The organism is Flavobacterium sp. GSP6, assembly GCF_003984855.1.
Taxonomy (GTDB): domain Bacteria; phylum Bacteroidota; class Bacteroidia; order Flavobacteriales; family Flavobacteriaceae; genus Flavobacterium.
This window is the reverse complement of the sequence record NZ_RYDO01000003.1, coordinates 1-24,395: the sequence shown is the minus strand read 5'-3', so window position 1 is coordinate 24,395 and position 24,395 is coordinate 1. Positions and strand designations below refer to the sequence as shown.

The 24,395-nt window shown below is 35.3% G+C and carries 25 protein-coding genes; 11 read left to right on the top strand and 14 right to left on the bottom strand.

Annotation, left to right across the window (positions count from 1 at the left end; genetic code table 11):
• Positions 1 to 4: 4 nt before the first annotated feature.
• The 12 genes from ftsY to EKM03_RS03960 form a co-directional block, all read right to left on the bottom strand.
• On the bottom strand, positions 5 to 985 hold the full coding sequence (gene ftsY / locus EKM03_RS04015) for a signal recognition particle-docking protein FtsY (protein ID WP_126460322.1): 981 nt from the start codon (positions 983 to 985) through the stop codon (positions 5 to 7).
• A 127-nt stretch (positions 986 to 1,112) separates the two neighbouring features.
• Positions 1,113 to 1,265: a DUF4295 domain-containing protein gene (locus EKM03_RS04010; protein WP_091205215.1), complete on the bottom strand. Its 153-nt coding sequence runs from the start codon at positions 1,263 to 1,265 to the stop codon at positions 1,113 to 1,115.
• A 76-nt stretch (positions 1,266 to 1,341) separates the two neighbouring features.
• Positions 1,342 to 1,524 (bottom strand): 50S ribosomal protein L33, encoded by a 183-nt coding sequence (gene rpmG, locus EKM03_RS04005; protein WP_017495179.1) that lies wholly within the window; start codon positions 1,522 to 1,524, stop codon positions 1,342 to 1,344.
• A 27-nt stretch (positions 1,525 to 1,551) separates the two neighbouring features.
• Positions 1,552 to 1,788: a 50S ribosomal protein L28 gene (gene rpmB, locus EKM03_RS04000; RefSeq protein ID WP_126455077.1), complete on the bottom strand. Its 237-nt coding sequence runs from the start codon at positions 1,786 to 1,788 to the stop codon at positions 1,552 to 1,554.
• Between the two features lie 72 nt (positions 1,789 to 1,860).
• Entirely contained in the window at positions 1,861 to 3,114 is a 1,254-nt protein-coding gene (locus tag EKM03_RS03995; protein ID WP_126561921.1) for a CinA family nicotinamide mononucleotide deamidase-related protein, read from the bottom strand.
• A 222-nt stretch (positions 3,115 to 3,336) separates the two neighbouring features.
• Positions 3,337 to 3,681 carry an Hpt domain-containing protein gene (locus EKM03_RS03990; protein ID WP_126455081.1) on the bottom strand — a complete coding sequence of 115 codons (345 nt, stop codon included), beginning with the start codon at positions 3,679 to 3,681 and terminating at the stop codon, positions 3,337 to 3,339.
• Positions 3,681 to 4,292, bottom strand: coding sequence for a fumarylacetoacetate hydrolase family protein (locus EKM03_RS03985; RefSeq protein WP_126460317.1), 612 nt, complete (start codon positions 4,290 to 4,292; stop codon positions 3,681 to 3,683). The genes EKM03_RS03990 and EKM03_RS03985 overlap by 1 nt, the downstream gene beginning before the upstream one ends.
• 42 nt (positions 4,293 to 4,334) lie before the next feature.
• Positions 4,335 to 5,111: a 3'-5' exonuclease gene (locus EKM03_RS03980; protein WP_126576890.1), complete on the bottom strand. Its 777-nt coding sequence runs from the start codon at positions 5,109 to 5,111 to the stop codon at positions 4,335 to 4,337.
• A gap of 145 nt (positions 5,112 to 5,256) precedes the next feature.
• Positions 5,257 to 6,582 (bottom strand): dihydrolipoamide acetyltransferase family protein, encoded by a 1,326-nt coding sequence (locus tag EKM03_RS03975; RefSeq protein WP_126739911.1) that lies wholly within the window; start codon positions 6,580 to 6,582, stop codon positions 5,257 to 5,259.
• Between the two features lie 84 nt (positions 6,583 to 6,666).
• Positions 6,667 to 7,824: a glycosyltransferase family 2 protein gene (locus tag EKM03_RS03970; RefSeq protein ID WP_126554366.1), complete on the bottom strand. Its 1,158-nt coding sequence runs from the start codon at positions 7,822 to 7,824 to the stop codon at positions 6,667 to 6,669.
• A 3-nt stretch (positions 7,825 to 7,827) separates the two neighbouring features.
• Positions 7,828 to 8,118 (bottom strand): type II toxin-antitoxin system RelE/ParE family toxin, encoded by a 291-nt coding sequence (locus EKM03_RS03965; RefSeq protein ID WP_126455091.1) that lies wholly within the window; start codon positions 8,116 to 8,118, stop codon positions 7,828 to 7,830.
• Positions 8,118 to 8,360: a hypothetical protein gene (locus EKM03_RS03960; RefSeq protein ID WP_126455093.1), complete on the bottom strand. Its 243-nt coding sequence runs from the start codon at positions 8,358 to 8,360 to the stop codon at positions 8,118 to 8,120. Before EKM03_RS03960 ends, EKM03_RS03965 begins: the two co-directional genes overlap by 1 nt.
• A 361-nt stretch (positions 8,361 to 8,721) precedes the next feature.
• On the opposite strand from EKM03_RS03960, the gene EKM03_RS03955 reads away from it, so the two are divergent.
• From EKM03_RS03955 to EKM03_RS03945, 3 genes are all read left to right on the top strand, one after another.
• The gene (locus EKM03_RS03955; protein WP_126554363.1) at positions 8,722 to 10,584 is read left to right on the top strand and encodes an ABC-F family ATP-binding cassette domain-containing protein; all 1,863 of its coding nucleotides are present in this window, start codon (positions 8,722 to 8,724) and stop codon (positions 10,582 to 10,584) included.
• A 483-nt stretch (positions 10,585 to 11,067) separates the two neighbouring features.
• Positions 11,068 to 11,370, top strand: a complete 303-nt coding sequence (locus tag EKM03_RS03950; protein WP_126739910.1) for a nucleotidyltransferase family protein — start codon at positions 11,068 to 11,070, stop codon at positions 11,368 to 11,370.
• A 201-nt stretch (positions 11,371 to 11,571) separates the two neighbouring features.
• On the top strand, positions 11,572 to 11,871 hold the full coding sequence (locus EKM03_RS03945) for a hypothetical protein (protein WP_126739909.1): 300 nt from the start codon (positions 11,572 to 11,574) through the stop codon (positions 11,869 to 11,871).
• Between the two features lie 277 nt (positions 11,872 to 12,148).
• Here EKM03_RS03945 and EKM03_RS03940 read toward each other — a convergent pair whose 3' ends face one another.
• Positions 12,149 to 13,699, bottom strand: a complete 1,551-nt coding sequence (locus tag EKM03_RS03940) for an SDR family NAD(P)-dependent oxidoreductase (RefSeq protein WP_126739908.1) — start codon at positions 13,697 to 13,699, stop codon at positions 12,149 to 12,151.
• 273 nt (positions 13,700 to 13,972) lie between these two features.
• Here EKM03_RS03940 and EKM03_RS03935 point away from each other — a divergent pair, with 273 nt between their 5' ends.
• Positions 13,973 to 14,752: an O-methyltransferase gene (locus tag EKM03_RS03935; RefSeq protein ID WP_126739907.1), complete on the top strand. Its 780-nt coding sequence runs from the start codon at positions 13,973 to 13,975 to the stop codon at positions 14,750 to 14,752.
• Positions 14,753 to 14,804: 52 nt separating this feature from the next.
• On the opposite strand, the gene EKM03_RS03930 is transcribed toward EKM03_RS03935, so the two are convergent.
• Complete coding sequence (locus EKM03_RS03930) at positions 14,805 to 15,479, bottom strand: DUF6565 domain-containing protein (RefSeq protein WP_126561931.1); 675 nt, start codon at positions 15,477 to 15,479, stop codon at positions 14,805 to 14,807.
• 379 nt (positions 15,480 to 15,858) lie between these two features.
• Here EKM03_RS03930 and EKM03_RS03925 point away from each other — a divergent pair, with 379 nt between their 5' ends.
• The 7 genes from EKM03_RS03925 (at position 15,859) to EKM03_RS03895 (ending at position 24,029) form a co-directional block, all read left to right on the top strand.
• Positions 15,859 to 16,545: an ABC transporter ATP-binding protein gene (locus EKM03_RS03925; protein ID WP_126455103.1), complete on the top strand. Its 687-nt coding sequence runs from the start codon at positions 15,859 to 15,861 to the stop codon at positions 16,543 to 16,545.
• Positions 16,546 to 16,690: 145 nt separating this feature from the next.
• Positions 16,691 to 17,548, top strand: coding sequence for a RimK family alpha-L-glutamate ligase (locus EKM03_RS03920; RefSeq protein ID WP_126554355.1), 858 nt, complete (start codon positions 16,691 to 16,693; stop codon positions 17,546 to 17,548).
• 43 nt (positions 17,549 to 17,591) lie between these two features.
• A complete protein-coding gene (locus EKM03_RS03915) occupies positions 17,592 to 18,161 on the top strand; it encodes a cob(I)yrinic acid a,c-diamide adenosyltransferase (protein WP_126739906.1) in 570 nt (189 codons plus the stop codon).
• A gap of 174 nt (positions 18,162 to 18,335) precedes the next feature.
• Entirely contained in the window at positions 18,336 to 18,557 is a 222-nt protein-coding gene (locus tag EKM03_RS03910; RefSeq protein ID WP_007138072.1) for a DUF2795 domain-containing protein, read from the top strand.
• An 84-nt stretch (positions 18,558 to 18,641) separates the two neighbouring features.
• On the top strand, positions 18,642 to 21,992 hold the full coding sequence (gene secA, locus EKM03_RS03905) for a preprotein translocase subunit SecA (RefSeq protein ID WP_126576894.1): 3,351 nt from the start codon (positions 18,642 to 18,644) through the stop codon (positions 21,990 to 21,992).
• A 457-nt stretch (positions 21,993 to 22,449) separates the two neighbouring features.
• A complete protein-coding gene (locus EKM03_RS03900; RefSeq protein ID WP_126739905.1) occupies positions 22,450 to 22,887 on the top strand; it encodes a hypothetical protein in 438 nt (145 codons plus the stop codon).
• Between the two features lie 275 nt (positions 22,888 to 23,162).
• The gene (locus tag EKM03_RS03895; RefSeq protein WP_126561935.1) at positions 23,163 to 24,029 is read left to right on the top strand and encodes a hypothetical protein; all 867 of its coding nucleotides are present in this window, start codon (positions 23,163 to 23,165) and stop codon (positions 24,027 to 24,029) included.
• Positions 24,030 to 24,395: the final 366 nt, after the last annotated feature.

Here is a 24,395-nt window from a genome sequence, read left to right as displayed (position 1 = left end):
TCTTTTATTTAAAGAATGAATCTACAAATTCATATTTATTAAAAACCTGAAGATCCTCAATTCCTTCTCCAACACCAATATATTTTACAGGAATTTTAAACTGATCTGAAATTCCTATCACCACACCGCCTTTGGCAGTGCCGTCAAGTTTTGTAACCGCTAAACAAGTAACCTCAGTAGCGGCAGTGAATTGTTTGGCTTGTTCAAAAGCATTCTGACCCGTTGAACCATCCAAAACTAACAGTACATCATGTGGTGCATCTCCAACAATTTTTTGCATCACTCGTTTTACTTTGGTCAATTCGTTCATTAAATTAATTTTATTATGCAAACGACCTGCGGTATCAATGATAACGATATCCGCATTTTGCGCCACCGCGGATTGCAAGGTATCAAAAGCCACCGAAGCCGGATCACTTCCCATATCCTGACGAACAATAGGAACCCCTACTCGATCCGCCCAAATTTGCAACTGGTCAATGGCAGCGGCCCGAAAAGTATCAGCTGCGCCCAGCACAACGTTGTATCCTTGTTTTTTAAACTGAAAGGCTAATTTACCAATAGTAGTAGTTTTACCAACTCCATTTACACCCACTACCATCAAAACATACGGCTTAGTCTGAGTTGGAATTACAAACTCAGTGGCTTCACCGGAGTTAGTCTCTGATAATAAAGCCGCAATTTCTTCTCTAAGGATCAGATTGAGTTCTTCAATTCCCAGATATTTATCTGCTGCTACCCGACTTTCTATTCTTTCAATGATTTTCAAAGTCGTATTGACACCAACATCGGAAGCAACCAGAATTTCTTCTAAATTATCCAGGACTTCCTCATCCACTTTTGACTTTCCGGCAACCGCTTTGGTTAACTTAGAAAAGAAATTTGTTTTTGATTTTTCAAGACCTTTATCTAATGTTTGCTTCGCCTGTTCGGTTAGGCTCGGGTCTTTTTTGTCTGCTGAAAATATTCTTTTGAAAAAACTCATTGTGTAAATAGTATTAAGAATGAAGTATTTAAGTCCAAAGAACAAATACAATTTCTAATGGTAAATATAGAAAATAAAAAAGCTACTTCCGAATGAAAGTAGCTTTTCTATATACTGCTGTTGTAAATTATTTCTTTTTCAAGAATTCATCAACTGATTCTGGAGTCATAATAGATTCTACGAATGTATATGCACCTGTTTTTGGAGATTTCACCATTTTGATGGCTTTTGATAATCTCTTAGAAGATGTCTGTAACGATGCTACGGTTTTCTTTGCCATGATTCAAATGTTATTTAAATTTAAATAAAATCTCTAAATGTGACCATTTCTAGATTTCTATTAAAATCTCTAATTATTATTTAATTTCTTTGTGAACAGTTACTCTTTTCAAGATTGGATTAAATTTTTTAATCTCTAATCTGTCTGGAGTATTTTTTTTGTTCTTTGTTGTTATGTATCTTGAAGTCCCTGCAACACCTGATGTTTTGTGTTCAGTACATTCTAAAATTACCTGGATTCTATTACCTTTCTTTGCCATCTTGCTATTTTTTTATTTTGGAAGGGATTATTTAATAAATCCTTCTGCTTTTGCTTTTTTCAAAACTGCAGCGATTCCATTTTTATTAATTGTTTTTACCGTAGATGCAGCTACTCGTAGAGTAATCCATCTATCTTCTTCTGGAAGATAAAAACGCTTTTTAACTAAGTTTACAGAAAATTTTCTCTTAGTTTTGTTCATAGCGTGAGAAACGTTATTTCCTACCATCGCTCTTTTACCTGTAAGGTCACAAACTCTTGACATTATACTTATCTTTTATCGTTATTCAAAATCAGGGTGCAAAGAAAAGAAAAATAAACCTATTAAGCAACATATTTACTGCACATTTTTTAAAATTTCTTTCTGTACTAGTTCTAAACTTTTTATTACCGCTCTATCTATCACTTTTTCACGGGGTTGACCAAAATTGAATTCTTCAACAATTACTTCCTTTGGTGTTGCTATTGCAATAAAAACAGTGCCAATTTCTGCATCTGAGTCGCCTTTTGTTGGTCCGGCATTTCCTGTTGTCGCAATTGCATAATCCGTATTCATTCTCTTTTTTATGCTCAAAGCCATTGCAGAAGCTACCTCCTTACTGACTGCGGAATATTCCTTTATCAGACTTTCCGGAATACCCAAAACATCTATTTTAGCTTGGGTTGAGTACGAAACTACACTTCCTGCAAAATAATTGGAAGCACCGGCAACAGCACTTAAAAGCGTTGCTATTTTACCCCCTGTACAACTCTCGGCTGTGGCTATGGTTTTGTTTTGTTGGGTCAAAAGTTTCCCTACTGCAACTTCAATCGTTTCGTCTTCATCATAACCAACGATGATATCATGAATAATTGCGTCCAGCAAGTTTACATTTTCAAGTAGCGCAGTCTCTAATTTATTTTTATCTGTACCACGTGCCGAAAGACGCAATCGTACGCGTCCCGGAGCAGGCAAATAAGCCAGCTTAATAAATACAGGAAGGTTATTTTCCCAATCCTCTATTCGTTCCGCCACCAGACTCTCGCCCTGACCATAGGTCAGAATTGTTTTATGAATTATATAAGGGCGCTCATATTCCCGAACTACTTTCGGGATGATTTCATGCTCCATTAAATACTTCATTTCATAAGGAACTCCAGGAAGCGAAATAAAAACAGTGTTTTCCTTTTTCATCCACATTCCTGGTGCCGTACCTACCTGATTGTGAAGTACCGTACATTTCGAAGGAACCAGCGCCTGATCTTTATTGATTTGCGTAATGGTTCGCTTATAAAAACCTTCTATAAGTTGCGTGACATGAGCTAACACTTTTTGATCAACAACTAATTCATCTTCAAAGTAATCACAAAATGTTTTCTTGGTAATATCATCTTTTGTTGGCCCTAGACCTCCAGTTATAATAACCAAATCGACTTTGTTTTGAAGTGCTGTAAACGTATCAAAAATGTGTTTTTTATCATCACTAATCGAAATCATTTCGTTGATTTCAACACCAATTTTATCTAACGATTTGGCTATAAAACCAGAATTTGTATCGACAATTTGGCCTATTAAAATTTCGTCACCTATGGTAACTATGGTTGCTTTCATTTTTTTTGGTGCTGCTTATTTTGTAAAACTGTATTTAAAAAAGGAAAGTGTAAATTGGCAGATTCCTTTTTTTGCGTGAGGGATAACAGTGAAAATCCTTCCGTTTTTTCGGAAGATTACTTCACCTAAACAATTATTTTAATAGGGGTTCAGTGAACTTCGTTTGCAACGGATAGCCCGACCACGCTTTAACGTAAGTGAAAGCGTGGTCACGCCCAAATTTTACAAATCAAAGTCTTTTTTAATTTCTTTAATGGCTTCTTTCACCTGATTTTTTACACTCTTAAACGTTTCTTTGATTTCTTTCTTTTTACCTTCAGTCTTTGTCCAGGCTTCAACTTGAAGAATTTCTTCAAAAGCAACATTAAGTCCCATCAAATCCAGGGTTGGCTTTATTTTGTGTGCATAAGCATAGGCATGCTTGTGGTCTTTCTTTTTTATTCCTTCTTTAATTTGCTCTAGATCTGCCGGAACTTCAGTCACAAACAAAGTCAGAATTTCATTTACAAATTCAGGGTCGTTGTCCGACAGTGCGTACACTTTTGACAGGTTGTAGTTTATTGCCATTATTTTACTTGTATTCTAAATAGTTGTTGCCCTTCTAAAAATCCTTCTAAAACGTCCTCCGGCTTTACCGCTGCCACTCCTTCCGGGGTTCCTGTAAAAATGATATCGCCAATTTTTAATGTGAAAAACTGAGAAACGTATGAAATCAGCTCATCAATTTTCCAGAGCATCAAACTCGAATTACTCATTTGAACCGTTTCATTATTTTTCTTTAATTCAAAAGTAATATTTTCTACGGAACTAAATTCATTTTTTGATACAAATTCACCTATAACTGCCGAGCCATCAAATGCTTTGGCTTTTTCCCAAGGCAGCCCTTTTGCTTTTAATTTGTCTTGTAAATCCCGAGCGGTAAAATCGATTCCCACACTAATTTCGTCATAATATTTATGAGCAAACTTAGGCTCGATGTATTTCCCTACTTTACTTATCTTGACTATAATTTCGATTTCGTGGTGCACCTCTTCCGAAAATTCCGGGATTACAAACGGATGTTGTTTTAATAAAACGGCTGAATCCGGTTTCATGAAAACCACAGGTTCCGTGGGCCGCTCGTTTTGTAATTCCTCTATGTGATTGGTATAATTCCTACCGATACAGATTATTTTCATTTTTTATTAATTAAAAAATTTAATGATTGAAAGATTCAAAAATTAACTTAATTTATTATTCAGTTTTCGTAGTTTAATTGCCGTTAAAACTTTCTTGGTGTACAACGGAAAATCGGCATTTTGAATCCAACTGAAATAACCGGGCTCTGTTTCCAGAATTTTACCCACTTTTACTCCTTTGTGTTTTCCAAAAGTAAAAATCTCCTCCTCATCCTTATCAAAAGCAATCATTCCTGCGAAATCAGCAATTTTCTTTCTTGTTGTAAACTCGGACAATAATTTCATATCGTTTTCAAGTTCCGGATAGCGATCCAGTTGCGCTTTCAGAATCTCGTAAGTTGCCATGGTATCTGCTGCTGCAGAGTGTGCATTTTCAAGCGTTTTTCCACAATAAAATTTGTGAGCTGCGCTCAATGTACGCTCTTCCATTTTATGAAAAACGGTTTGCACATCAACAGAAACCCTTCCTTTCATATCAAAATCTACTCCGGCACGTAGCATTTCTTCAGCCAATAACGGAATATCAAAACGATCCGAATTAAATCCAGCTAAATCACTGTCTTTAATCATATTATACACTTGCGCGGCCAGTTCATTAAAAGTAGGTTCATTGGCCACTTTTTCATCAGTAATGCCATGAACAGCGGTTGTTTGAGGTGGAATTGGGATTGTTGGATTGACCAACCACGTTTTACTTTCTTTATTTCCGTTCGGAAAAACTTTTAAAACTGAGATTTCTACAATTCTATCTTTTCCGATATCAATCCCTGTGGTTTCTAGATCGAAAAAACAAATTGGTTTATTGAGTTTGAGTTCCATTTTTAATTTTTGTGTGGTTACAAATATAGAAATTTGGGTTTAATTTCATTTAAAGTTCACCGTTTAAAGTTTCATAAAATCTTAAAAAAAGAAAACCCGATTGATTTTTAAAAATCAATCGGGTTTTTATTCTAAATATTAGCTTTTAAACATCTCTGTTTACATCAAATGCTTCTAAGTATTCAGCGACTCTTTTTACAAAACTACCGCCTAAAGCTCCATCTACCACTCTATGATCATAGCTGTGTGATAAGAACATTTTTTGACGAATCCCGATAAAATCTCCTTCAGGGGTTTCAATTACAGCGGGCATTTTACGGATTGCTCCAAGGGCTAAAATACCCACTTGAGGCTGATTTAAAATTGGCGTGCCAAAAACACTTCCAAAAGTTCCCACATTAGTAACTGTATAGGTTCCGCCTTGAGTATCGTCCGGTTTTAGTTTTCCAGCTTTTGCACGACCTCCTAAATCATTGACCGCTTTAGCCATTCCAACTAAATTCAACTGATCCGCATTTTTAATAACGGGAACAATTAAATTTCCGTTTGGTAACGAAGCAGCCATTCCTAAGTTGATGTTTTTCTTCTTGATAATATAATCGCCATCCACAGAAATATTCATTCCTGGAAAATCTTTTATCGCTTTAGCAACCGCTTCCATGAAAATTGGCGTATACGTCAACTTCTCCCCTTCTCTTTTTTCGAAAGCAACTTTATTTTTCTCTCTCCATTTCACAATATTCGTCACATCGACTTCGATAAACGATTGTACGTGAGCCGAAGTTTGTACCGAAGCGACCATGTATCCCGCAATTAGCTTGCGCATTCTGTCCATTTCTATAATTTCATCACCACCGCTTACGGATACCGGAGCTGCTTTTTGAGCTGCTGGCACTGCAACCGATTTTTGAACTGCTGCCACCGGAACTGCAACTACAGGCTGACTAGTTCTGTTTTTTACATACTCTAAAATATCATTTTTAGTCACTCTTCCCTCTTTTCCTGTTCCCGAAATTGCTGCTAATTCAGCCACAGAAACCCCTTCTTCTTTAGCAATATTTTTTACCAAAGGCGATAAGAATTTTTCAGATTCCGAGTAATCGGAAGACAAATCTACCGGAGTCGCAACACTTTCGTTGGATCCTGAAGCTTCGGGATTAACCATTTTTGTTACTTCAGCAATAACCTCAGGAGCTACAGCTTCTTTAACAATTGGAACAAGCGCTCCATCTTCAGTCTCAATAATAGCAATAGTTTGCCCTACCTGAACTAAATCATCTTTACCAAACAGTTGTTCTACTAAAATTCCCGAAACTTCGCTTGGCACTTCACTGTCTACTTTATCAGTAGCGATTTCAAGTACTGCTTCATCCGCTTCAATTTTGTCGCCAACTTCTTTTAACCAGTTTGTAATGGTTGCTTCTGCAACGCTTTCTCCCATTTTTGGAAGTTTTAATTCAAATCTTGCCATATTGTTAACCTAAAAGGTGATATTGATTTTCAGTTTGCGAAATTACTAAATATTTCAAACATAAATTACATTAAATGTAATTTTCTACTCTATTTCTATAATCTCACCTCTCTCATTACTATTATTACTTCCTATTAAAAAATTAGCGTTTTTTGGTATAATTTTAAAGGTAAATCCTTTATTCCTTGAAGATTCGAGAATTGCGATACATTTTTTGAAAGAAATGAATTCGTTATCTAAAATAATTTCTGTACCTATTTTACTTTTAACAGAAGACGAAATTACTATTTTTTCTGTTTTCAAATCGTGAAACAGGACTTTTTTTTGCAAAACCAAATGGAGCTTATCTGCTAATTTTTGGTTAGCTGAATACAAAAGATACGATTTTGGAATGATTTTTATTCCTGGTTTCCCTTGAAACATTTTCGCCAAAGAAAAAAAGACAATCCCAATTTTCATAAAAAGGGAGAAAAATAAAACACTTTTAAAATGCTTTTTGTAGAAGAAATTCATCGCTTCCTGAAACCGTTTCATATACGTTTCATCCTTAACCGTGCTTTCTCCTTTGTAGTGAATTGCGGTCGTTTCATGGAAATAATAATTGAATCTTCCTTCTTTCAGGACTCGATACGACAAATCAATATCGTCAGAATACATGAAACAATCTTCATCAAATCCGGCTACTTCAAGATACAAATCTCTTTTCATAACCATAAAAGCACCCACAAGAATGGCTACTTTTCCGGTTTGGTTTTCACTTAAATGTTGCGCATAATATTTCCCGAATGTTCCAGGAAATAATTTGTATAAACCTGTGATTTTGGTAAAAGCGACCCAAGGTGTCGGAACGCCACGTTTACTTTCGGGCAGAAATCTTCCGGTTCCATCGATGAGTTTACAACCCACAATTCCTAAATCCGATTGTTTTTGGGCGAAAGCCAATACTTTCATAAACGTATCTTCGGCAACAACAGTATCGGGATTCAGAACGCAAATGTATTCGCCTTGCGCTTGGGCTACCCCAATGTTATTGCCTTTGGGAAAGCCAATATTTTCTTTGTTTTGAATGAGTTTTACGTTAGGAAAAAGCTTTTGCATCATTGCACAACTGTCATCCGAAGAATTGTTATCAATTACAATAATTTCGCCGTCAATGGTTTCTAATGCGTTTTGAACGCTTAAAACACAGAGCTCCAGAAAATAGCGAACGTTGTAATTGAGAATAATGACGGATAGTTGCAAAGCTTATTGTTTTAGTTTTTTGGGATTTTGTTTCGTGTTGAAAATTCTCAAAACTACAACACTTTCTTTCTCTACGGAATAGATAATTTTAAAACTCCAAATGGCCACAAATCTAACTTTTTGGATATTAATTATTGGCTCAACCGGAAATTTATAAGGAAAATTCGGCAGAGAATTTGCCAAATCATAAATTTCATTAAATACTAAAATAGCATTTTGAGGACTTTCTTTTTTTATGTACTTATAAATAGCTTCTAGTTCATTTGATGCTTTTTTACTCCAAAGCACCCTCATTAACCTAGAATTTTTTTTCTGACATCTTCACTAGAATAGGTTTCTAACTTTCCTTCATTCAATTGATGTAAAGCCTCATGAATGTCTTTAGTATATTCTTTTTCAGAAATTGGGTTTCCATCTGCGTCATAACCAACTATATTTTCTTCATCAAGAAGTTTTGCTATTTTACTAAGAATCTTATTGTCGTTAATACTTAAGATTCTTTGCGTGATGCTGATTTTTAAAGTCTCCGTTTTCATGATACAAATTTTTAACCACTCAAATTTACGTCATTTTATTGAAAATTAAAAAAAACATGTTTCTCCACTAGCCCCGAAGGAAGGGAAAAATTTTTTTTGTTCTTTCTTTAAGGACTAAAAGAGTACTTCACCAAGTTAATATTTTCATCGGTGTTCAGTGAATTTCATTTAGAATGAAAGCTGGACCTTTAGTTCCAAATAAAACCAAGTCATTCGCTCCTAAAAAACAGGTTATCATGTTTAGTTTTAACATTACTTAAACGATAAAACTTGAAACCTAATATAAATGAATTACTTTTGCAAAAAAGTTATGTTTAGTAATGCATGCATCTCTTATAATTTATAACTCATACCCTACAAAGTGAATTACTTATCTGTCGAAAATATCTCTAAATCTTTTGGAGAAAGAACACTTTTTGAAAACATTTCTTTTGGAATTAGTAAAGACCAAAAAATCGCCTTCATTGCCAAAAATGGCTCTGGAAAAACGACTATCATGAGCATCATTAACGGTTTGGAAGAATCAGATACCGGACAAGTTGTACTCAGAAAAGGTATCAAAATGGCCTTCCTTTCGCAAAATAACAATTTGCAGGAAGAATTGACGATTGAAGAAAGCATTTTCGCATCGGATAATGAGACTTTGAAAGTGATTGAAGCGTATGAAAAAGCATTAGAAAATCCGGAAGATGAAGAAGCCTACCAAAAAGCTTTTGACGGAATGGATCAGCACAATGCGTGGGACTTTGAAACACAATACAAGCAAATCCTGTTCAAACTGAAGTTGGAAGATTTCAAACTGAAAGTAAAAAATCTTTCTGGTGGACAGAAAAAAAGACTTTCATTAGCTATTATTTTGATCAATCGTCCCGATTTATTAATTCTGGATGAGCCTACCAACCACTTGGATTTAGAGATGATTGAATGGCTGGAAAGCTATTTTACTAAAGAAAATATTACGTTGTTTATGGTGACGCACGACCGTTTCTTCTTGGAGCGTGTTTGTAACGAAATCATCGAACTGGATAACGGAAAATTATACCAATACAAAGGAAATTACTCGTATTATTTAGAGAAAAAAGAGGAACGCATTGCATCAGAAAATTCGAGTGTGGATAAAGCGCAAAACCTTTTTGTAAAAGAACTGGAATGGATGCGTCGTCAGCCAAAAGCGAGAACGACCAAATCTAAATCGCGTCAAGATGATTTTTATGACATAAAGGAGAAAGCACAAAGCCGCCGCCGTGAAAACAAAGTAGAGCTTGAAATTAACATGGAACGTATGGGAAGCAAGATTATCGAACTTCACAAAATTTCCAAGAAATTCAAGGATCATGTGATTATGGATAATTTCAGTTTTGATTTTCAACGTGGCGAACGCATTGGAATCATTGGGAAAAACGGAACTGGTAAATCTACTTTCTTGAATTTATTGACCGGAAACGTTTCGCTTGATAGCGGTAAAGTGGTGATTGGCGAAACGATAAAAGTAGGTTACTACACGCAAAGCGGAATAAACCCAAAACCGGGTCAGCGTGTGATTGATGTAATTAAGGAATACGGAGAATTCATTCCGTTGATGAAAGGGAAATTGATTTCAGCTTCGCAGTTGTTAGAGCGTTTCTTGTTTGATGCCAAAAAACAATACGATTTTGTGGACCGATTAAGCGGTGGCGAATTGAAACGGTTATATTTGTGTACGGTTTTGATTCAGAATCCGAATTTCTTGATTCTGGATGAGCCTACGAATGATTTGGATATTGTGACACTGAATGTTTTGGAAAGTTTCCTTTTAGATTATCCGGGTTGTCTTTTAGTGGTTTCTCATGATAGGTATTTTATGGATAAAATTGTGGATCACTTATTCATTTTTAGAGGACAAGGTGTAGTGGAAGATTTTCCCGGCAACTATTCTGATTTTAGAGCCTACGAAGACAGTGCTGATGTTGCTCAAAAAGAGGAAAACAAAGCGGATAAGAAGGACTGGAAACAAAATAATCCAACCGGAAACCTGACGTTCAACGAGCAAAAAGAATTCCAGAAAACCGAGAAAGAAATCAAAGATTTAGAGCTTCAGAAAGTAGCTATTGAGCAGTTATTCTCAGACGGGAAAATTGCCGACACCGACATTGAAAAGAAAGCGAACGAATTGAAAAACATCATCAATAAAATTGAAGAGAAAGAGGAGAGATGGTTTGAACTGAGCGCGAAGATAGAAGGATAAAATCCCCCTACCCCCCGAAGGGGGAATAGAAGTGAACATAGCATACTATTTACAACCCCAACACTTTTAGCGGTAACGCTAGAAATGTTGGGGTTTTGTTTTTTAGGAAAAACAGTGATTACAAATTAGTAAGAAATATTAGAATTAATAAAAAGTCCATTTGATGCTTTGTAGTTTTATTTTCACAGCTATCCGAAAGTTTTAATAAAAATCAAAAGTTCCCTTCCTAGCTCATCTAAACAGGCTCTAAGTATTTTATTACCCTGAAAAAAAGTCTGGTTTAAATATAATTTCAGATTTTTTCCTTATTTTTTTAGCAGCCCGCTCTTCAAAGCATACAATAGTTCTTGATTATGCTGCGCAAATGTCTCTGACTTTGCGCCCACAACACTGAACCATTTAATAAATCAAATAGGAATTCGAATAGTCAAAATTCCCGTAAATGAATTATTTTACGTATTTTTGAATTAAACTATATAAACCATGAATCCAATAGAAAGCCATAACGCTGATATAACAAAATTATGCAAAACGCATAATGTTAAGTCATTGTATGCTTTTGGTTCTGTTTTAACTGAAAAATTCAATACGGAAAGTGACATTGACTTAATCGTTGAATTTCAACCGTTAGATGTCTTAGATTATGCAGATAATTATTATGATTTAAAATTTTCACTAGAAACGATATTAAAAAGAGAAATTGATTTGCTTGAAGAAAAAGCAATTAAAAATCCTTATTTTAGAAAAACTATAAATCAAAATAAACAACTGATTTATGGACAATAATATTAAAACATGGCTTTATGATATTTTAAGTTCCATTAATGAAATTGAAAGTTATTTTATTGATAGATCTAAAGAATTTAAAGTACTCAAGAAGAAGCCCATATGTTTTAAATAAGGCATTACAAAATGAAGCCACAATGGAGCAAATTATGGTTTGCAATTGACATTATAGCAGAAGAAGAAAATTTAAACAAAAAATAAATGTACAAATTTAAGAGTTTAGAAGAGAAAGAAAGATATAACAAGACTTTAGAAGCGTGTATAAAAGACTTTAAAGAAGTTTCAGAAAAATTAAAAAACAATCAGCCTAAATTATTAAAAATTATAAATAAGCTTGTACGAACAGCAATGCTTAATCAACTAAATCATAGAGGAGGCACGGAACATTTTTTTAAAAATATGGATTACTGGGAACAACTTAATTATGACGGACTAAATTACTTATTACAAAACGATTTATGCGTTTTTACAGAGGAGCAAAAAAGTTGGTTTAATAGATAACAAGCAATTATTAATATTTAGTTTTAAATTAATGTGGGTGTTATTCTAGTAATAAGAAGTTCCACAAAGCTTCAACATTTGATAAATCTATATTACTTCCATCTTTCATTGTGGCACATCCAGATTTATATTCCCTACCAAAATTATGCTGCGCAAATGTCTCTGACTTTGCGCTCACAATAGTAGTGACAAAACAACCACAGCAAAATCCAATTCTACTGTGGTTGTTTTATTCTATATCCTTTTTTAATTCCCCCTTCGGGGGTTAGGGGGATTTCTACCAAGGAATCGGATTGTAATCTTTCAAAAACTTCCCGCACCAATGTTTTCCTGTATTAATACCGTCAAACAACGGATCCATCACTCGTGCTGCTCCATCCACAATATCTAATGGCGGTTGAAAATCCTCTTCTTCCTGTTTTCTTTTGGCTAATTCTGCAGGATCTTCGTCGGTTACCCAGCCGGTATCAACCGCATTCATAAAAATGCCGTCTTTTGCTAAAGTTCCTGAGGAAGTATGTGTCAGCATATTCAAAGCAGCTTTGGCCATATTGGTATGTGGATGACGGTCTTCTTTGAAAAAGCGATGAAACTTCCCTTCCATCGCCGACACATTAATGATGTGCTTTTTCCCAGTGTTCTCTTTCTTCATCACTTCTGAAAGGCGGTTACATAATACAAAAGGCGCCACGGAATTCACCAGTTGCACTTCGATCATTTCTGTGGTTTCTATTTGTCCCAAACGTAAACGCCAGCTGTTGGTTTTTCTCAAATCGACTTGCTGTAAATCGGCATCAAGTTCCCCTTCCGGGAAAACTTCATTTGCCACCAAAGCATTATCAAACGAATACGGAATTTGAGACAATTTAGCGGAAGCCCGCAACCCAATTCCAGGTTCTGGTCCGTGCCAAGTCACCGGCATATTCTGATTGGAGGAAGCCCCTGCTGTCAACACTTTTAATTCATCCAAACAATTGGTATGATCCAGCAATAATTCTTGTGTCTGTTGCGGCAAAGAAGCGATAGAACGCTCCTCATTTTCCATTAGATGCGTATAAAATCCCGCAGGACGCCTCACCGTTTGCGCCGCATTATTAATCAGAATATCCAAACGATCGTATTTTTGCTCTATAAAATTGCAGAAAATCTCTACACTTGGAATGTGTCGCAAATCCAATCCGTGAATTTTCAAACGATGTCCCCAATCCATGAAATCGTCTTCCTTAGAAAAACGCAATGCGGAATCCACCGGAAAGCGAGTTGTTGCAATAACGGTTGCTCCACCACGCAATAACATCAACGTAATGTGATATCCAATTTTTAGACGAGAACCTGTGATAACGGCAACTTGCCCATTTACATCTGCGGTTTGAAAACGTTTGGCATAATTAAAATCGCCACAATCGGTACACATTGTATCGTAAAAATGGTGCATTTTAGTAAACTCCGTTTTACACACGTAACAGTTTCGTGGAGTTTCCAGTTCCAATTGTTCTTTGTTCACAAGATCATTGTAAGCCAAAAGTTTTGGCGCCATAAAAACACTTGCTTCACGCGCATGGCGGATTCCGGTTACCTTACGGGCGGTTCGGTCTCGTTTTTCCATTTTGCGTTTAGCAGCCACTTTACCGTCTTTTTTTCTCCGGGAAAGCTCGTCACGATCGGGTCTGGAAAACATACCTGCCGCTTTGATTAAAGCGGTGCGTTGCTCTTTTGGAATATCAAATATTTGATCCGTATCCGTATTCAATTGTGCTAAAATAGCGATGCAGCGGTCAATTTCTTCAGAGCTTATCGTAGTTTTATGTTCTATTTGTTCAATCATCATCGTAAAAAAAAATGGATATTATTCTTGTGTAAATTCCAAGGCTGCAAATATAGCCTTTTTAAAGTCGTAATGTTTCGAAGCAATACAGTCGGAAGTCGAAGCGCAAAGATGATAGAATTGTATTTTGACTTTCGACTATTATCTTACTATCTTCGCACCCACAATGTTCTTTCACCAAGATGCACGAAGCAACCGCAAAGATTCACAAAATTGAAAAACTCAGTGTATCTTCGTGTTTTCTCTTTGAGAATCTCTGTGTAACAAAAAAGTTCCATGCTGTTTCAAATCAAATCGTATTTACAATTCCTTTGGCACTCAAAAAATGAGCATGCGGTGCATTCGCCATTTGTGTTTACTTTATTGACGAGATGCTTTTATGATAAAAAATCAAAACCGGAATATACGATTTTAAGAGAATATAGAAACTCGCTTTTAGCAAACAATAATACCATTGAAGTCACTGATTTTGGTGCGGGTTCCAAAGTGTTTAAATCGAATTCCAGAGTTATTGCCAAGATTGCCAAAACAGCAGGGATTTCTCCCAAGCGAGCTGAATTACTTTTTAGAATCACCAATTATTTTCAACCGGACTCTATTTTAGAAATTGGAACTTCATTGGGATTGGCGACTTCTGCCCTAGCTTTAGGGAATTTAAAAGCCCAAATAATCACTTTAGAAGGTTGTCCTGAAACCGCTAGACAAGCTCAATTGCAATTTAAAAAATTCAATTTCAATACTATATGTTCCGAAACAACAGAGTTCAGTACTTATTTACAAACCGAAAGCCTAAAGCCTAAAACCCATAACCTAATTTACTTCGACGGCAATCACTCCAAGAAAGCAACATTAGACTATTTTGAAGTATTACTTCCTACCATTACGAACGAAACCCTTTGGATATTCGATGACATTCACTGGTCGCCAGAAATGGAACAAGCTTGGGAAATTATAAAAAACCATCCCAAAGTAACGGTAACAATTGACACATTTCAGTGGGGATTGGTATTTTTTAGGAGAGAACAACCAAAAGAACATTTTGTGATTCGAACCTAAAAAAAGTGACAGCCATTGCTGACTGCCATTTTCAATATCGAATAACTACTTTTTATTCTTTAGCTTTTTTCATTTCTCCAGATTTTGCTCCCATTCTGTTTAGCGTATAAATTGGTGCAAATTTTAATTTTAAACCCGAAATTTTTCTGTTATCATCCACTGAAAGTCCTTCTTTTTCAACTGTATTTTTTCTACTGTCCAATGCTTCATACATCAATTTGATTTCGTCCCAGTCTTCACGAGAATACTTATCTTTGTTCGTTTCAACTGCATCTACAAATTGCTGGTACACGCTAAGAACATTGTCTTTATCCACCCAGACAAAACTCATATCCTCACCCACTTTCCCTTCACCAAATAAAGCATTCCTCATTTGTTGTTTTGGGTTTGCAGCAGCGGCGGCTTTATCTTGAGCCTCTATTTCGGCTTCGTATTTTGCTTTCAAAGCCTCGTATTTAGCATTTGCTTCATCAAGGTATTTCTGCGCCTCCGCATTGTCTTTCATATTTGCCAATGCTGCCTTTGCATTACCACTTTTTAATTGATACGTAGCTTCAATTCCTTGCCAGTTTGCTTTAGCATTCTCGGAAGAAACATTCCCTAATGAATCCACATACATCACATAAGAATCCACTATTTTCTCCGCTTGCTCTGTTTTTTCATCTTTACAGGAGGCAAATCCTAAAGCGACTACCGCTATTCCTAACACCATTTTTGTACTTTTCATAACTTCTTGATTTGATTAATACTTTTAACAAAAAAAAGTAATATTATTATATTATCAATTATAACCAAAAAATGTTATAAATAATTAAAATAATTATGAAATAAATACCAATAAAGTGTAAATTATACAAATTTATACTATAATAACATAAAATTTAATAGAATGATTTAACGTATTAAAAAATACATTTACCAAGAAAATAGAAATAAACGCAAGTACTTCATTAATAAAAAATTATCTGACCGCATAAATCTAAGCTCAAAATGTAACAAATTTAAAAAACATCTACTTATTAATAATTCAAAAGTCTTTTGTACTTTTAAAATCTAATTTAATAGCACCCTACGCACCGTCGAAGGTCAAAAAATCATACATTCTAATGGCAAACCCGCTAATCAAAATAACCAATATCAAACGAGATTTTGTGCTTGGAAATGAAATTGTATATGTTCTCAAAGGCATTGATTTAGAAATAAATAAAGGCGAATACGTAGCATTAATGGGACCTTCAGGATCCGGAAAATCTACCTTAATGAATTTATTAGGTTGCTTAGACACGCCAACTTCTGGCAGTTACATCCTGAATGGGAAGGATGTCAGCCAGATGAAAGATGATGAATTAGCCGAAATTCGCAATAAAGAAATAGGATTTGTTTTCCAAACTTTCAATCTTTTACCCAGAACAACCGCACTAGACAATGTAGCTTTACCCATGATTTATGCCGGTTTCTCTAAATCTGATAGAAATAAACGCGCCACGGAAGTTTTAGAACAAGTAAATCTTGCTGACAGAATGGATCACCAACCCAACCAACTTTCAGGAGGTCAACGCCAGCGGGTGGCAATTGCACGTGCCTTGGTCAATAAGCCGTCCATCATTTTAGCGGATGAACCTACAGGAAATTTAGACAGCAAAACCTCTCTTGAAATCATGAAACTTTTTGGAGACATCCATACCAATGGGAACACCGTTATTTTAGTAACGCACGAAGAAGAAATTGCCGCGTATGCGCATCGAATTATACGTTTGCGTGACGGAATTATTGAAAGCGATACGACCAAATAATTTTTTTTAGGAGCTTTTTCCGGCTATACGCTTGTATCTCTTTCTTTTTTAAAAAGAAAAAAGAAACAGGATACCGCTTCTATCCGGGCTAAAAAATCTCACTTACAAATATCTTTTAAACCCCAAATAAAAACTAGTACCTAAAATGAATATCGCCATACTAACCTGCCAAAAACTTCCCGATTTAAATCCTGAAGATCAAAAAATAATTCCTGCACTAGCCAAACATAATATTAACGCCAAAGCGGTGATTTGGAGTGACAAAACCATTAACTGGGCTGATTTTGATTTCCTAATTTTTCGCAATACTTGGGATTATTTCGAAAAAGAAACCGAATTTAATATTTGGCTCCACCAAATAGAAAAACTGGGTATCAAAACACTTAACCCGATTGAAATAATCAAACAAAACATACACAAGTTTTATTTGCGTGAAATGCAAAAGCAAGGAATCACAATATTACCAACCGTATTTATTGACAAAACAGACACTCTGAATCTAGCTGAACACCTACCTTCCCATTGGAAAAAAGCAGTCATAAAACCTGCATTTTCGGCAGGATCGTATCTCACTGAAGTTTTTGAAACATCAGATAGTGAAGAAATAAACCAGAAATATGCGACCATAGCTGCAGAGAAAGAATTGCTGTTACAGGAATTTATGCCGGAGATTCAAACTCTAGGTGAAACTTCATTTATCTTTTTCAATAAAAAATTCTCTCATGCGGTTAACAAAAAGCCGGTAGATGGAGATTTTAGAGTACAGTCCCTATTTGGTGGTATCTATAATTTGGTACATCCCAGTTCAGAATTGATTGAAAAAGCACAAAAAGTTGTTGATACTTTTCAAGAGAACTTACTGTACGCCAGGGTAGATGGGATACTGATTGATAATGAACTTTATTTAATGGAAATTGAATGCATTGAACCTGATTTATATTTCAATTTAAGTGAAGGTTCACTGGAACGATTTGTTACGGCAATAGTGGAATTAATACAGTAAATTTGTTTCCAACAAACAAATTATAAATTAACACAAACCTTGGATGAAAGTATATACAAAGACTGGTGATAAAGGAACCACGGCACTTTTTGGCGGAACCAGAGTCCCAAAGGATCATGCACGAATAGAAAGTTATGGTACGGTAGACGAATTGAATTCTTACATTGGACTAATCCGAGATCAGGAGATGAATTCCCATTACAAAGAAATTCTAATCGAGATTCAGGATCGTTTGTTTACAGTAGGCGCTATATTAGCAACGCCACCGGAAAAAGAAGTACTGAAAAACGGCGAACTTCGTTTGAAAAAACTCGGAATAATTGAATCAGATATTGAACTGTTGGAAAATGAAATTGACAGCATGGAAGAAGCATTACCACCCATGACTCATTTCGTACTTCCTGGAGGACATACAACCGTGTCATATTGTCATATAGCACGTTGCGTATGCCGTAGAGCGGAGCGTTTAGCAGTTCATTTAAGCCACAACGAACCGGTTGCAGAAATCGCAATAAAGTACCTGAACCGACTTTCTGACTACCTTTTTGTGTTGGCACGAAAGTTGTCTCATGATCTGAAAGCTACGGAAGTTCAATGGATTCCTAGAAAATAATTTGCAGCATTTAAGGTCTTTTTCAGTTGTATTTATGGTGAAAAAATGCAAACTTTTTAACCGCAAAATTTAAAACAAAAAAAACGTTCTTAACTTTTTATTAAAATAAATGATTTTTTACTTGTCTTTTTCAGTAAAAAATTTATTTTTGCACAAAACTAAACAGACAACAAGATGTATTGGACATTAGAATTAGCATCCTATCTAAGTGATGCACCGTGGCCTGCTAACAAAGACGAACTTATTGACTACGCTATTAGAGCTGGAGCTCCATTAGAAGTAGTAGAAAACCTTCAGTCTATAGAAGATGAAGGCGAGATATATGAATCAATGGAAGAAATTTGGCCAGATTATCCTACAGACGAAGATTATCTTTGGAATGAGGATGAATATTAAAAAGTAAACCAAGAAAAAGTCTCTAAAGAGGCTTTTTTTTTGTTTAAATTTACAGAATTACACAAACAGAAATAAAAACATATTATGAGTTTTATAAATAGTATTATCAAAGTCTTTGTTGGGGATAAATCTCAAAAAGATGTGAAAGCTTTACAGCCGTATCTTAACAAAATTAAAACTTTTGAAACTCCTCTAATGGCATTATCTAATGATGAGCTTAGAGCGCGTACTGCATTTTTCAAAGAAAAAATAAAACAAGACCGTTCTGAAAAAGATGCTAAAATTAGTGCTCTGAAAGTAGAAGTTGAAAGTATTGAAGATATCGACAAACGAGAGGATATTTACGTCGCTATTGATGCGCTGGAAAAAGAGGCTTATGATATTTCGGAAAAAACGTTGTTAGAAATTCTTCCGGAAGCTTTTGCTGTAGTCAAAGAAACGGCTAGACGTTTCAAAGACAGTACACAAGTAATTGTAACTGCCACTGCAAAAGACCGTGAACTTTCGGCAACAAAAAGCTATATAACTCTAGATGGAGACACTGCGATCTGGGCAAATTCTTGGAGTGCTGCGGGTAAAGAAATTACTTGGGACATGATTCACTATGACGTACAATTAATTGGCGGAATGGTTTTACATGAAGGAAAAGTAGCTGAAATGCAAACAGGTGAAGGAAAAACATTAGTGGCAACTTTGCCGCTTTACTTAAATGCATTGACAGGAAACGGAGTACATCTAGTGACTGTCAACGATTATTTGGCAAAAAGAGATAGTACATGGAAAGCACCTTTATTTGAATTTCATGGTATGTCAGTAGAATGTATTGACAATTATCAGCCAAGCTCAGAAGGACGAAAAAAAGCATACGATGCTGATATCACGTACGGAACCAATAATGAGTTTGGTTTTGACTACTTGAGAGATAATATGGCACATTCTCCAGAAGATTTAGTGCAAAGAAAACACAATTATGCGATTGTCGATGAAGTCGATTCTGTTTTGATTGATGATGCAAGAACACCATTAATTATCTCAGGTCCAGTTCCTCAGGGAGATCGCCATGAGTTTAACGAATTGAAACCAAAAATTGAAAATTTGGTTAGTTTACAACGTCAATTGGCAAACGGCTTCCTATCTGAAGCTAAAAAATTAATAAAAGAAGGAAACACTAAAGAAGGTGGATTCCAATTGTTAAGAGCCTACCGAGCATTACCAAAAAATAAAGCATTGATTAAATTTTTGAGTGAAGAAGGAATTAGACAATTGCTTCAAAAAACCGAAAATCAATACATGCAGGATAACAAAAGAGAAATGCACAAGATTGATGAGGCATTGTATTTTGTTATTGAAGAAAAAAACAATCAGGTAGAACTGTCTGACAATGGTATCCAATTCCTTTCCGGAGATACTGATTCTGACTTTTTTGTACTTCCGGACATTGGAACCGAAATTGCCGCTATCGAAAAAAGAAAACTGGATAAAGATGCAGAAGCGGAAGAGAAGGAAAAATTATTCCAAGATTTCGGAATCAAAAGTGAGCGCATCCACACCCTGACACAACTTTTGAAAGCATACGCTTTATTCGAAAAAGATGTAGAATATGTAATCATGGACAACAAAATCATGATTGTTGATGAGCAAACGGGACGTATCATGGACGGTCGTCGGTATTCTGACGGTTTACACCAAGCCATTGAAGCCAAAGAAAATGTAAAAATTGAAGCAGCAACACAAACATTTGCAACAGTTACATTACAGAATTACTTCAGAATGTACAACAAACTGGGAGGAATGACAGGAACAGCCTCTACTGAAGCAGGTGAGTTGTGGCAAATATACAAACTGGACGTGGTAGAAATTCCTACGAACAGACCAATGGCCAGAAAAGATAAAGAAGATTTTATTTATAAAACTACTCGTGAAAAATTCAATGCCGTAATCGAAGACGTTTCAGAATTATCTAAAGCAGGGAGACCGGTTCTTATTGGCACAACTTCAGTAGAGATTTCAGAATTGTTAAGCCGAATGTTGAAAATGAGAGGTGTTGCACACAATGTCTTGAATGCAAAAATGCACAAACAAGAAGCGCAAATTGTTGAAGAAGCTGGAAAACCGGGTGTGGTAACTATTGCAACAAACATGGCGGGTCGTGGTACCGATATTAAATTATCTGCTGAAGTAAAAGCCGCTGGTGGATTAGCAATTGTAGGAACAGAACGTCATGATTCGCGTCGTGTTGACCGTCAGTTACGTGGTCGTGCAGGACGTCAAGGAGATCCAGGAAGTTCTCAGTTTTATGTTTCTCTTGAAGACAACCTAATGCGTTTATTTGGTTCTGAAAGAGTAGCAAAAGTGATGGACAGAATGGGATTACAGGAAGGCGAAGTGATTCAGCATTCTATGATGACCAAATCTATCGAACGTGCTCAGAAAAAGGTAGAAGAAAACAACTTTGGTGTTCGGAAGCGTTTATTGGAATATGATGATGTCATGAATGCGCAACGTGAAGTAGTGTACAAACGCCGTCGTCATGCCTTGTTTGGAGAGCGATTGAAATTGGATATTGCCAACATGCTGTATGACACCTGCGAACTCATTATTGATCAAAACAAAGCGACTAACAATTTCAAAAACTTTGAGTTTGAGTTAATTCGTTATTTCTCTATTACATCACCGGTTACTGAAAGTGAGTTCATAAAACTCAGCGAAATGGAATTAACTGGCAAAGTATACAAAGCTACATTAGAATATTACACCGAAAAAACAGTACGAAGCGCCAGAGAAGCATTTCCTATTATAAAAAATGTTTACGAAGACAAAAACAACCAATTTGAACGCATTGTTGTTCCATTTACAGATGGAATCAAATCGTTGAATGTAGTTACTGATTTGAAAAAAGCCTACGAAACTGAGGGAGCTCAACTTGTTGCTGATTTTGAAAAAAATATTACATTATCTATTGTTGATGAAGCTTGGAAAAAACACTTGCGCAAAATGGATGAGTTGAAACAATCGGTACAACTTGCGGTTCACGAACAAAAAGATCCATTGCTAATTTACAAACTCGAGGCTTTCAATTTGTTTAGAGCTATGATTGACAATGTCAATAAAGAAGTAATTTCGTTCTTGTTCAAAGGCGATTTACCGGCTCAAGAAAACCAACAAATTCAGGAGGCAAAAGAAGTACGTCAGAAAGAAGACTTTCAATTGAGCAAAGACGAGGTGCTGAATTCTGATGAATTAGCAACACAAAATCGTGAAGCGGGACAAACGCAACAACGCCAAGTTACCGAAACTATCGTGAGAGATATGCCAAAAATTAATCGCAATGATACTGTTACGATTCAGAACGTGGCCAACGGACAAACGCAGGAAATGAAATACAAAAAAGCCGAGAGCTTAATCGCTTCAGGACAATGGGTTATCGTGAACTAAAAACCGTTTAAATTCCTCAAAATTAAATTCTTCAATTACGAAAGTAGTTGGGGAATTTTTTTTGTTCTTAATTTATTTCAGGAGCCATTCCCGCCCTACGCTGCAAGCTATTTGGTTTCAAACCCTTTTTCTAGCCGCTGTCAGTAGCTTCCTTTGGTTGCTCTGCCACCACCAGAAAAAAATGTTTTTCAACCGGCATAGGCTTTCCGCTGCTGTCGGGGCTAGTGATTTTGCGATACATAAAAGAGTAGCGATCAAATACACGTTTACAAAAAAACGTACAATAAATAAAAAACGCATTTGATGATTTGTAAAGAATTATTTACATATTTGGAAATTAATAAAGCGAAAGAAACCTTCGCCAATCTACCCATATATGGGTGTATATGCGAAAGTTTGTATCGCCTATATACAAGTTAGCGGTAATGCTCTGAAAAAATAACGCAAAAACACTATTATGGAAAAAACACACCAAATTATTTTGACTTTTTTATGTTTAGTTTTATCGTCTTGTCAAAATAACTCGCTCAATGGAAAAACATTATCGGGACTTGAGGAAGATGAATATTTTGATGCTGCAAACCAGCACTTTCAAACAAATTTAACTTTTAAAAATGATAGCATAATAGTTGAACGAAATTCAGTTTCGATAACAACAGATGAAAAATCAGCTTTCAAAAAAACTGGTGAAATGTATCGTTACAAAGGAGCGGTTAAAAAGAATGGAAATAAATTGAGTTTTGTTGCTGTTGAATATAAATGTAGTGATTGCCCACCAATAGTTGAAGTTGGAGAAAATGGTGATATTAAAGATGTTTTAGATAAAAAAAAATATGAAGGTTACATGACAAAAAATGGGGCGAAATTTAACGGAATAGAATTTAAAGAGAACTAAGCACTACCGCTAACAGCTAGTAAGCAATAGTCGGGAATTAGGCTTAATTTGAAGTTGGTTTTGTACTTGAAAAAATAGTGATTATCCGAAATAATAGCTTTATTTAGCCCGACCATCGCCTACTAGCGGGACGTTATACCACATTATTGAATAACGTTATGAAAAAAAGATAAAAAATCTTTCCGAATTTTCGCAAGTAATTATAATTTAATTACTTGCGAACAAATAAAATAAATTTTATACTTTTAAAAGTAATAATTTAAACTATATAAAAAATGAAAAAATATTTTACAAATCTAGTAATCATTATGGCATTATCTATTCTTTTTATTGGCTGTTCCAATGAAGAAAATGAGATAAAAGTAGAAACACTTGACTCAAGTAAAGATGCAAAAAGAATTGCAGATATTATAAATTCTGGAACTGAAGGCATTCCATTTCCTGAAGGTAGCAAAGTTTTTAAAAAATCCGAAGATAACTTTGAAATACGTTTGCCAAAAGATTTTTACTTTTTAATTTCAGAATTAGACTCAAATGGTAATTCAGGTCATCGAGCAATCGCTGAAATTTCTGATGTAAGTGTTACATGTTCATTCACAAAAGGTTCAGGTTGTTCTCCTGTAAAAGCTCAAGGTGAATATTATTGTGTAATGAATAGTGGTTGTACAACATGCACGATGTCAACAGCTAGAATTGGAACAAAACAAAATATTAAAATTCTTGGAATAATTGATTATAATATGGGGGTTAGTTTTGTATCTGAATCAAAAAGTCTTTTAACTTCATCGAAAAACAAAATTATTTCTAAAAGTATTTCAGAGCATTTTTTAAATAAAACAGAAGTTAAAAAAGCACTTTTGGAATTTTATTCTGTAATTTATGATAAAAATATACCAAGTTTTATTACTGAAAACAAAAATCCACCTGCGGGTTATTCATTTTCAAAAGTTAATTTATTTGGTAATGAAATAATGGTTCCAGTAAAATCAAATTCTTTTTCAACAGAATTAGGTATTTCTGAAATTGATGATGCAGCTGTTACTTGCAGTTGTAGTAGTGGTTCTGGTTGTGTAAAAAAATCATTTATGGGTGCAAAATATTGTGATGCTGGTTCTTGCACAAAATGTACTTTGAATGATTAAATCTGAATTTTAACTTATAATAAAGAGTGAATTTCATAAATTATGGAGTTCACTTTTTTGTATAACGTGGTATAACAAGCGTTTTGCAAGATTGCGGGGTAAGTGATTAATTCAAAGTTTTGGCATATCAATAAAGTTCAGTAATAACCTAAAAGTTAAGGCTTATTTAGTCCGCAACCTCGCAAAGCGCTGGGACGTCAAACTGTCTAATACCTCCTTTCTCTATGTTAGATAATTTGTACAAAAAATCGTTCAAATAATTTGCATAATTCCCCCGCTAGCGCGAGCGCAATGTCATTAAGTTAAGGAATTTTATATTGCATCTTTTTGATTTTTAAGCACTAAAGGTCGAATTCGATTTCTATA

What these genes read in the sequence shown, in the direction of transcription:
- ftsY (WP_126460322.1), bottom strand. Translation starts at nt 985, where the DNA reads ATGAGTTTTTTCAAAAGAATATTTTCAGCAGACAAAAAAGACCCGAGC.
- EKM03_RS04010 (WP_091205215.1), bottom strand. Translation starts at nt 1,265, where the DNA reads ATGGCAAAGAAAACCGTAGCATCGTTACAGACATCTTCTAAGAGATTA.
- rpmG (WP_017495179.1), bottom strand. Translation starts at nt 1,524, where the DNA reads ATGGCAAAGAAAGGTAATAGAATCCAGGTAATTTTAGAATGTACTGAA.
- rpmB (WP_126455077.1), bottom strand. Translation starts at nt 1,788, where the DNA reads ATGTCAAGAGTTTGTGACCTTACAGGTAAAAGAGCGATGGTAGGAAAT.
- EKM03_RS03995 (WP_126561921.1), bottom strand. Translation starts at nt 3,114, where the DNA reads ATGAAAGCAACCATAGTTACCATAGGTGACGAAATTTTAATAGGCCAA.
- EKM03_RS03990 (WP_126455081.1), bottom strand. Translation starts at nt 3,681, where the DNA reads ATGGCAATAAACTACAACCTGTCAAAAGTGTACGCACTGTCGGACAAC.
- EKM03_RS03985 (WP_126460317.1), bottom strand. Translation starts at nt 4,292, where the DNA reads ATGAAAATAATCTGTATCGGTAGGAATTATACCAATCACATAGAGGAA.
- EKM03_RS03980 (WP_126576890.1), bottom strand. Translation starts at nt 5,111, where the DNA reads ATGGAACTCAAACTCAATAAACCAATTTGTTTTTTCGATCTAGAAACC.
- EKM03_RS03975 (WP_126739911.1), bottom strand. Translation starts at nt 6,582, where the DNA reads ATGGCAAGATTTGAATTAAAACTTCCAAAAATGGGAGAAAGCGTTGCA.
- EKM03_RS03965 (WP_126455091.1), bottom strand. Translation starts at nt 8,118, where the DNA reads ATGAGGGTGCTTTGGAGTAAAAAAGCATCAAATGAACTAGAAGCTATT.
- EKM03_RS03960 (WP_126455093.1), bottom strand. Translation starts at nt 8,360, where the DNA reads ATGAAAACGGAGACTTTAAAAATCAGCATCACGCAAAGAATCTTAAGT.
- EKM03_RS03950 (WP_126739910.1), top strand. Translation starts at nt 11,068, where the DNA reads ATGAATCCAATAGAAAGCCATAACGCTGATATAACAAAATTATGCAAA.
- EKM03_RS03945 (WP_126739909.1), top strand. Translation starts at nt 11,572, where the DNA reads ATGTACAAATTTAAGAGTTTAGAAGAGAAAGAAAGATATAACAAGACT.
- EKM03_RS03940 (WP_126739908.1), bottom strand. Translation starts at nt 13,699, where the DNA reads ATGATGATTGAACAAATAGAACATAAAACTACGATAAGCTCTGAAGAA.
- EKM03_RS03935 (WP_126739907.1), top strand. Translation starts at nt 13,973, where the DNA reads ATGCTGTTTCAAATCAAATCGTATTTACAATTCCTTTGGCACTCAAAA.
- EKM03_RS03930 (WP_126561931.1), bottom strand. Translation starts at nt 15,479, where the DNA reads ATGAAAAGTACAAAAATGGTGTTAGGAATAGCGGTAGTCGCTTTAGGA.
- EKM03_RS03925 (WP_126455103.1), top strand. Translation starts at nt 15,859, where the DNA reads ATGGCAAACCCGCTAATCAAAATAACCAATATCAAACGAGATTTTGTG.
- EKM03_RS03920 (WP_126554355.1), top strand. Translation starts at nt 16,691, where the DNA reads ATGAATATCGCCATACTAACCTGCCAAAAACTTCCCGATTTAAATCCT.
- EKM03_RS03915 (WP_126739906.1), top strand. Translation starts at nt 17,592, where the DNA reads ATGAAAGTATATACAAAGACTGGTGATAAAGGAACCACGGCACTTTTT.
- EKM03_RS03910 (WP_007138072.1), top strand. Translation starts at nt 18,336, where the DNA reads ATGTATTGGACATTAGAATTAGCATCCTATCTAAGTGATGCACCGTGG.
- secA (WP_126576894.1), top strand. Translation starts at nt 18,642, where the DNA reads ATGAGTTTTATAAATAGTATTATCAAAGTCTTTGTTGGGGATAAATCT.
- EKM03_RS03900 (WP_126739905.1), top strand. Translation starts at nt 22,450, where the DNA reads ATGGAAAAAACACACCAAATTATTTTGACTTTTTTATGTTTAGTTTTA.
- EKM03_RS03895 (WP_126561935.1), top strand. Translation starts at nt 23,163, where the DNA reads ATGAAAAAATATTTTACAAATCTAGTAATCATTATGGCATTATCTATT.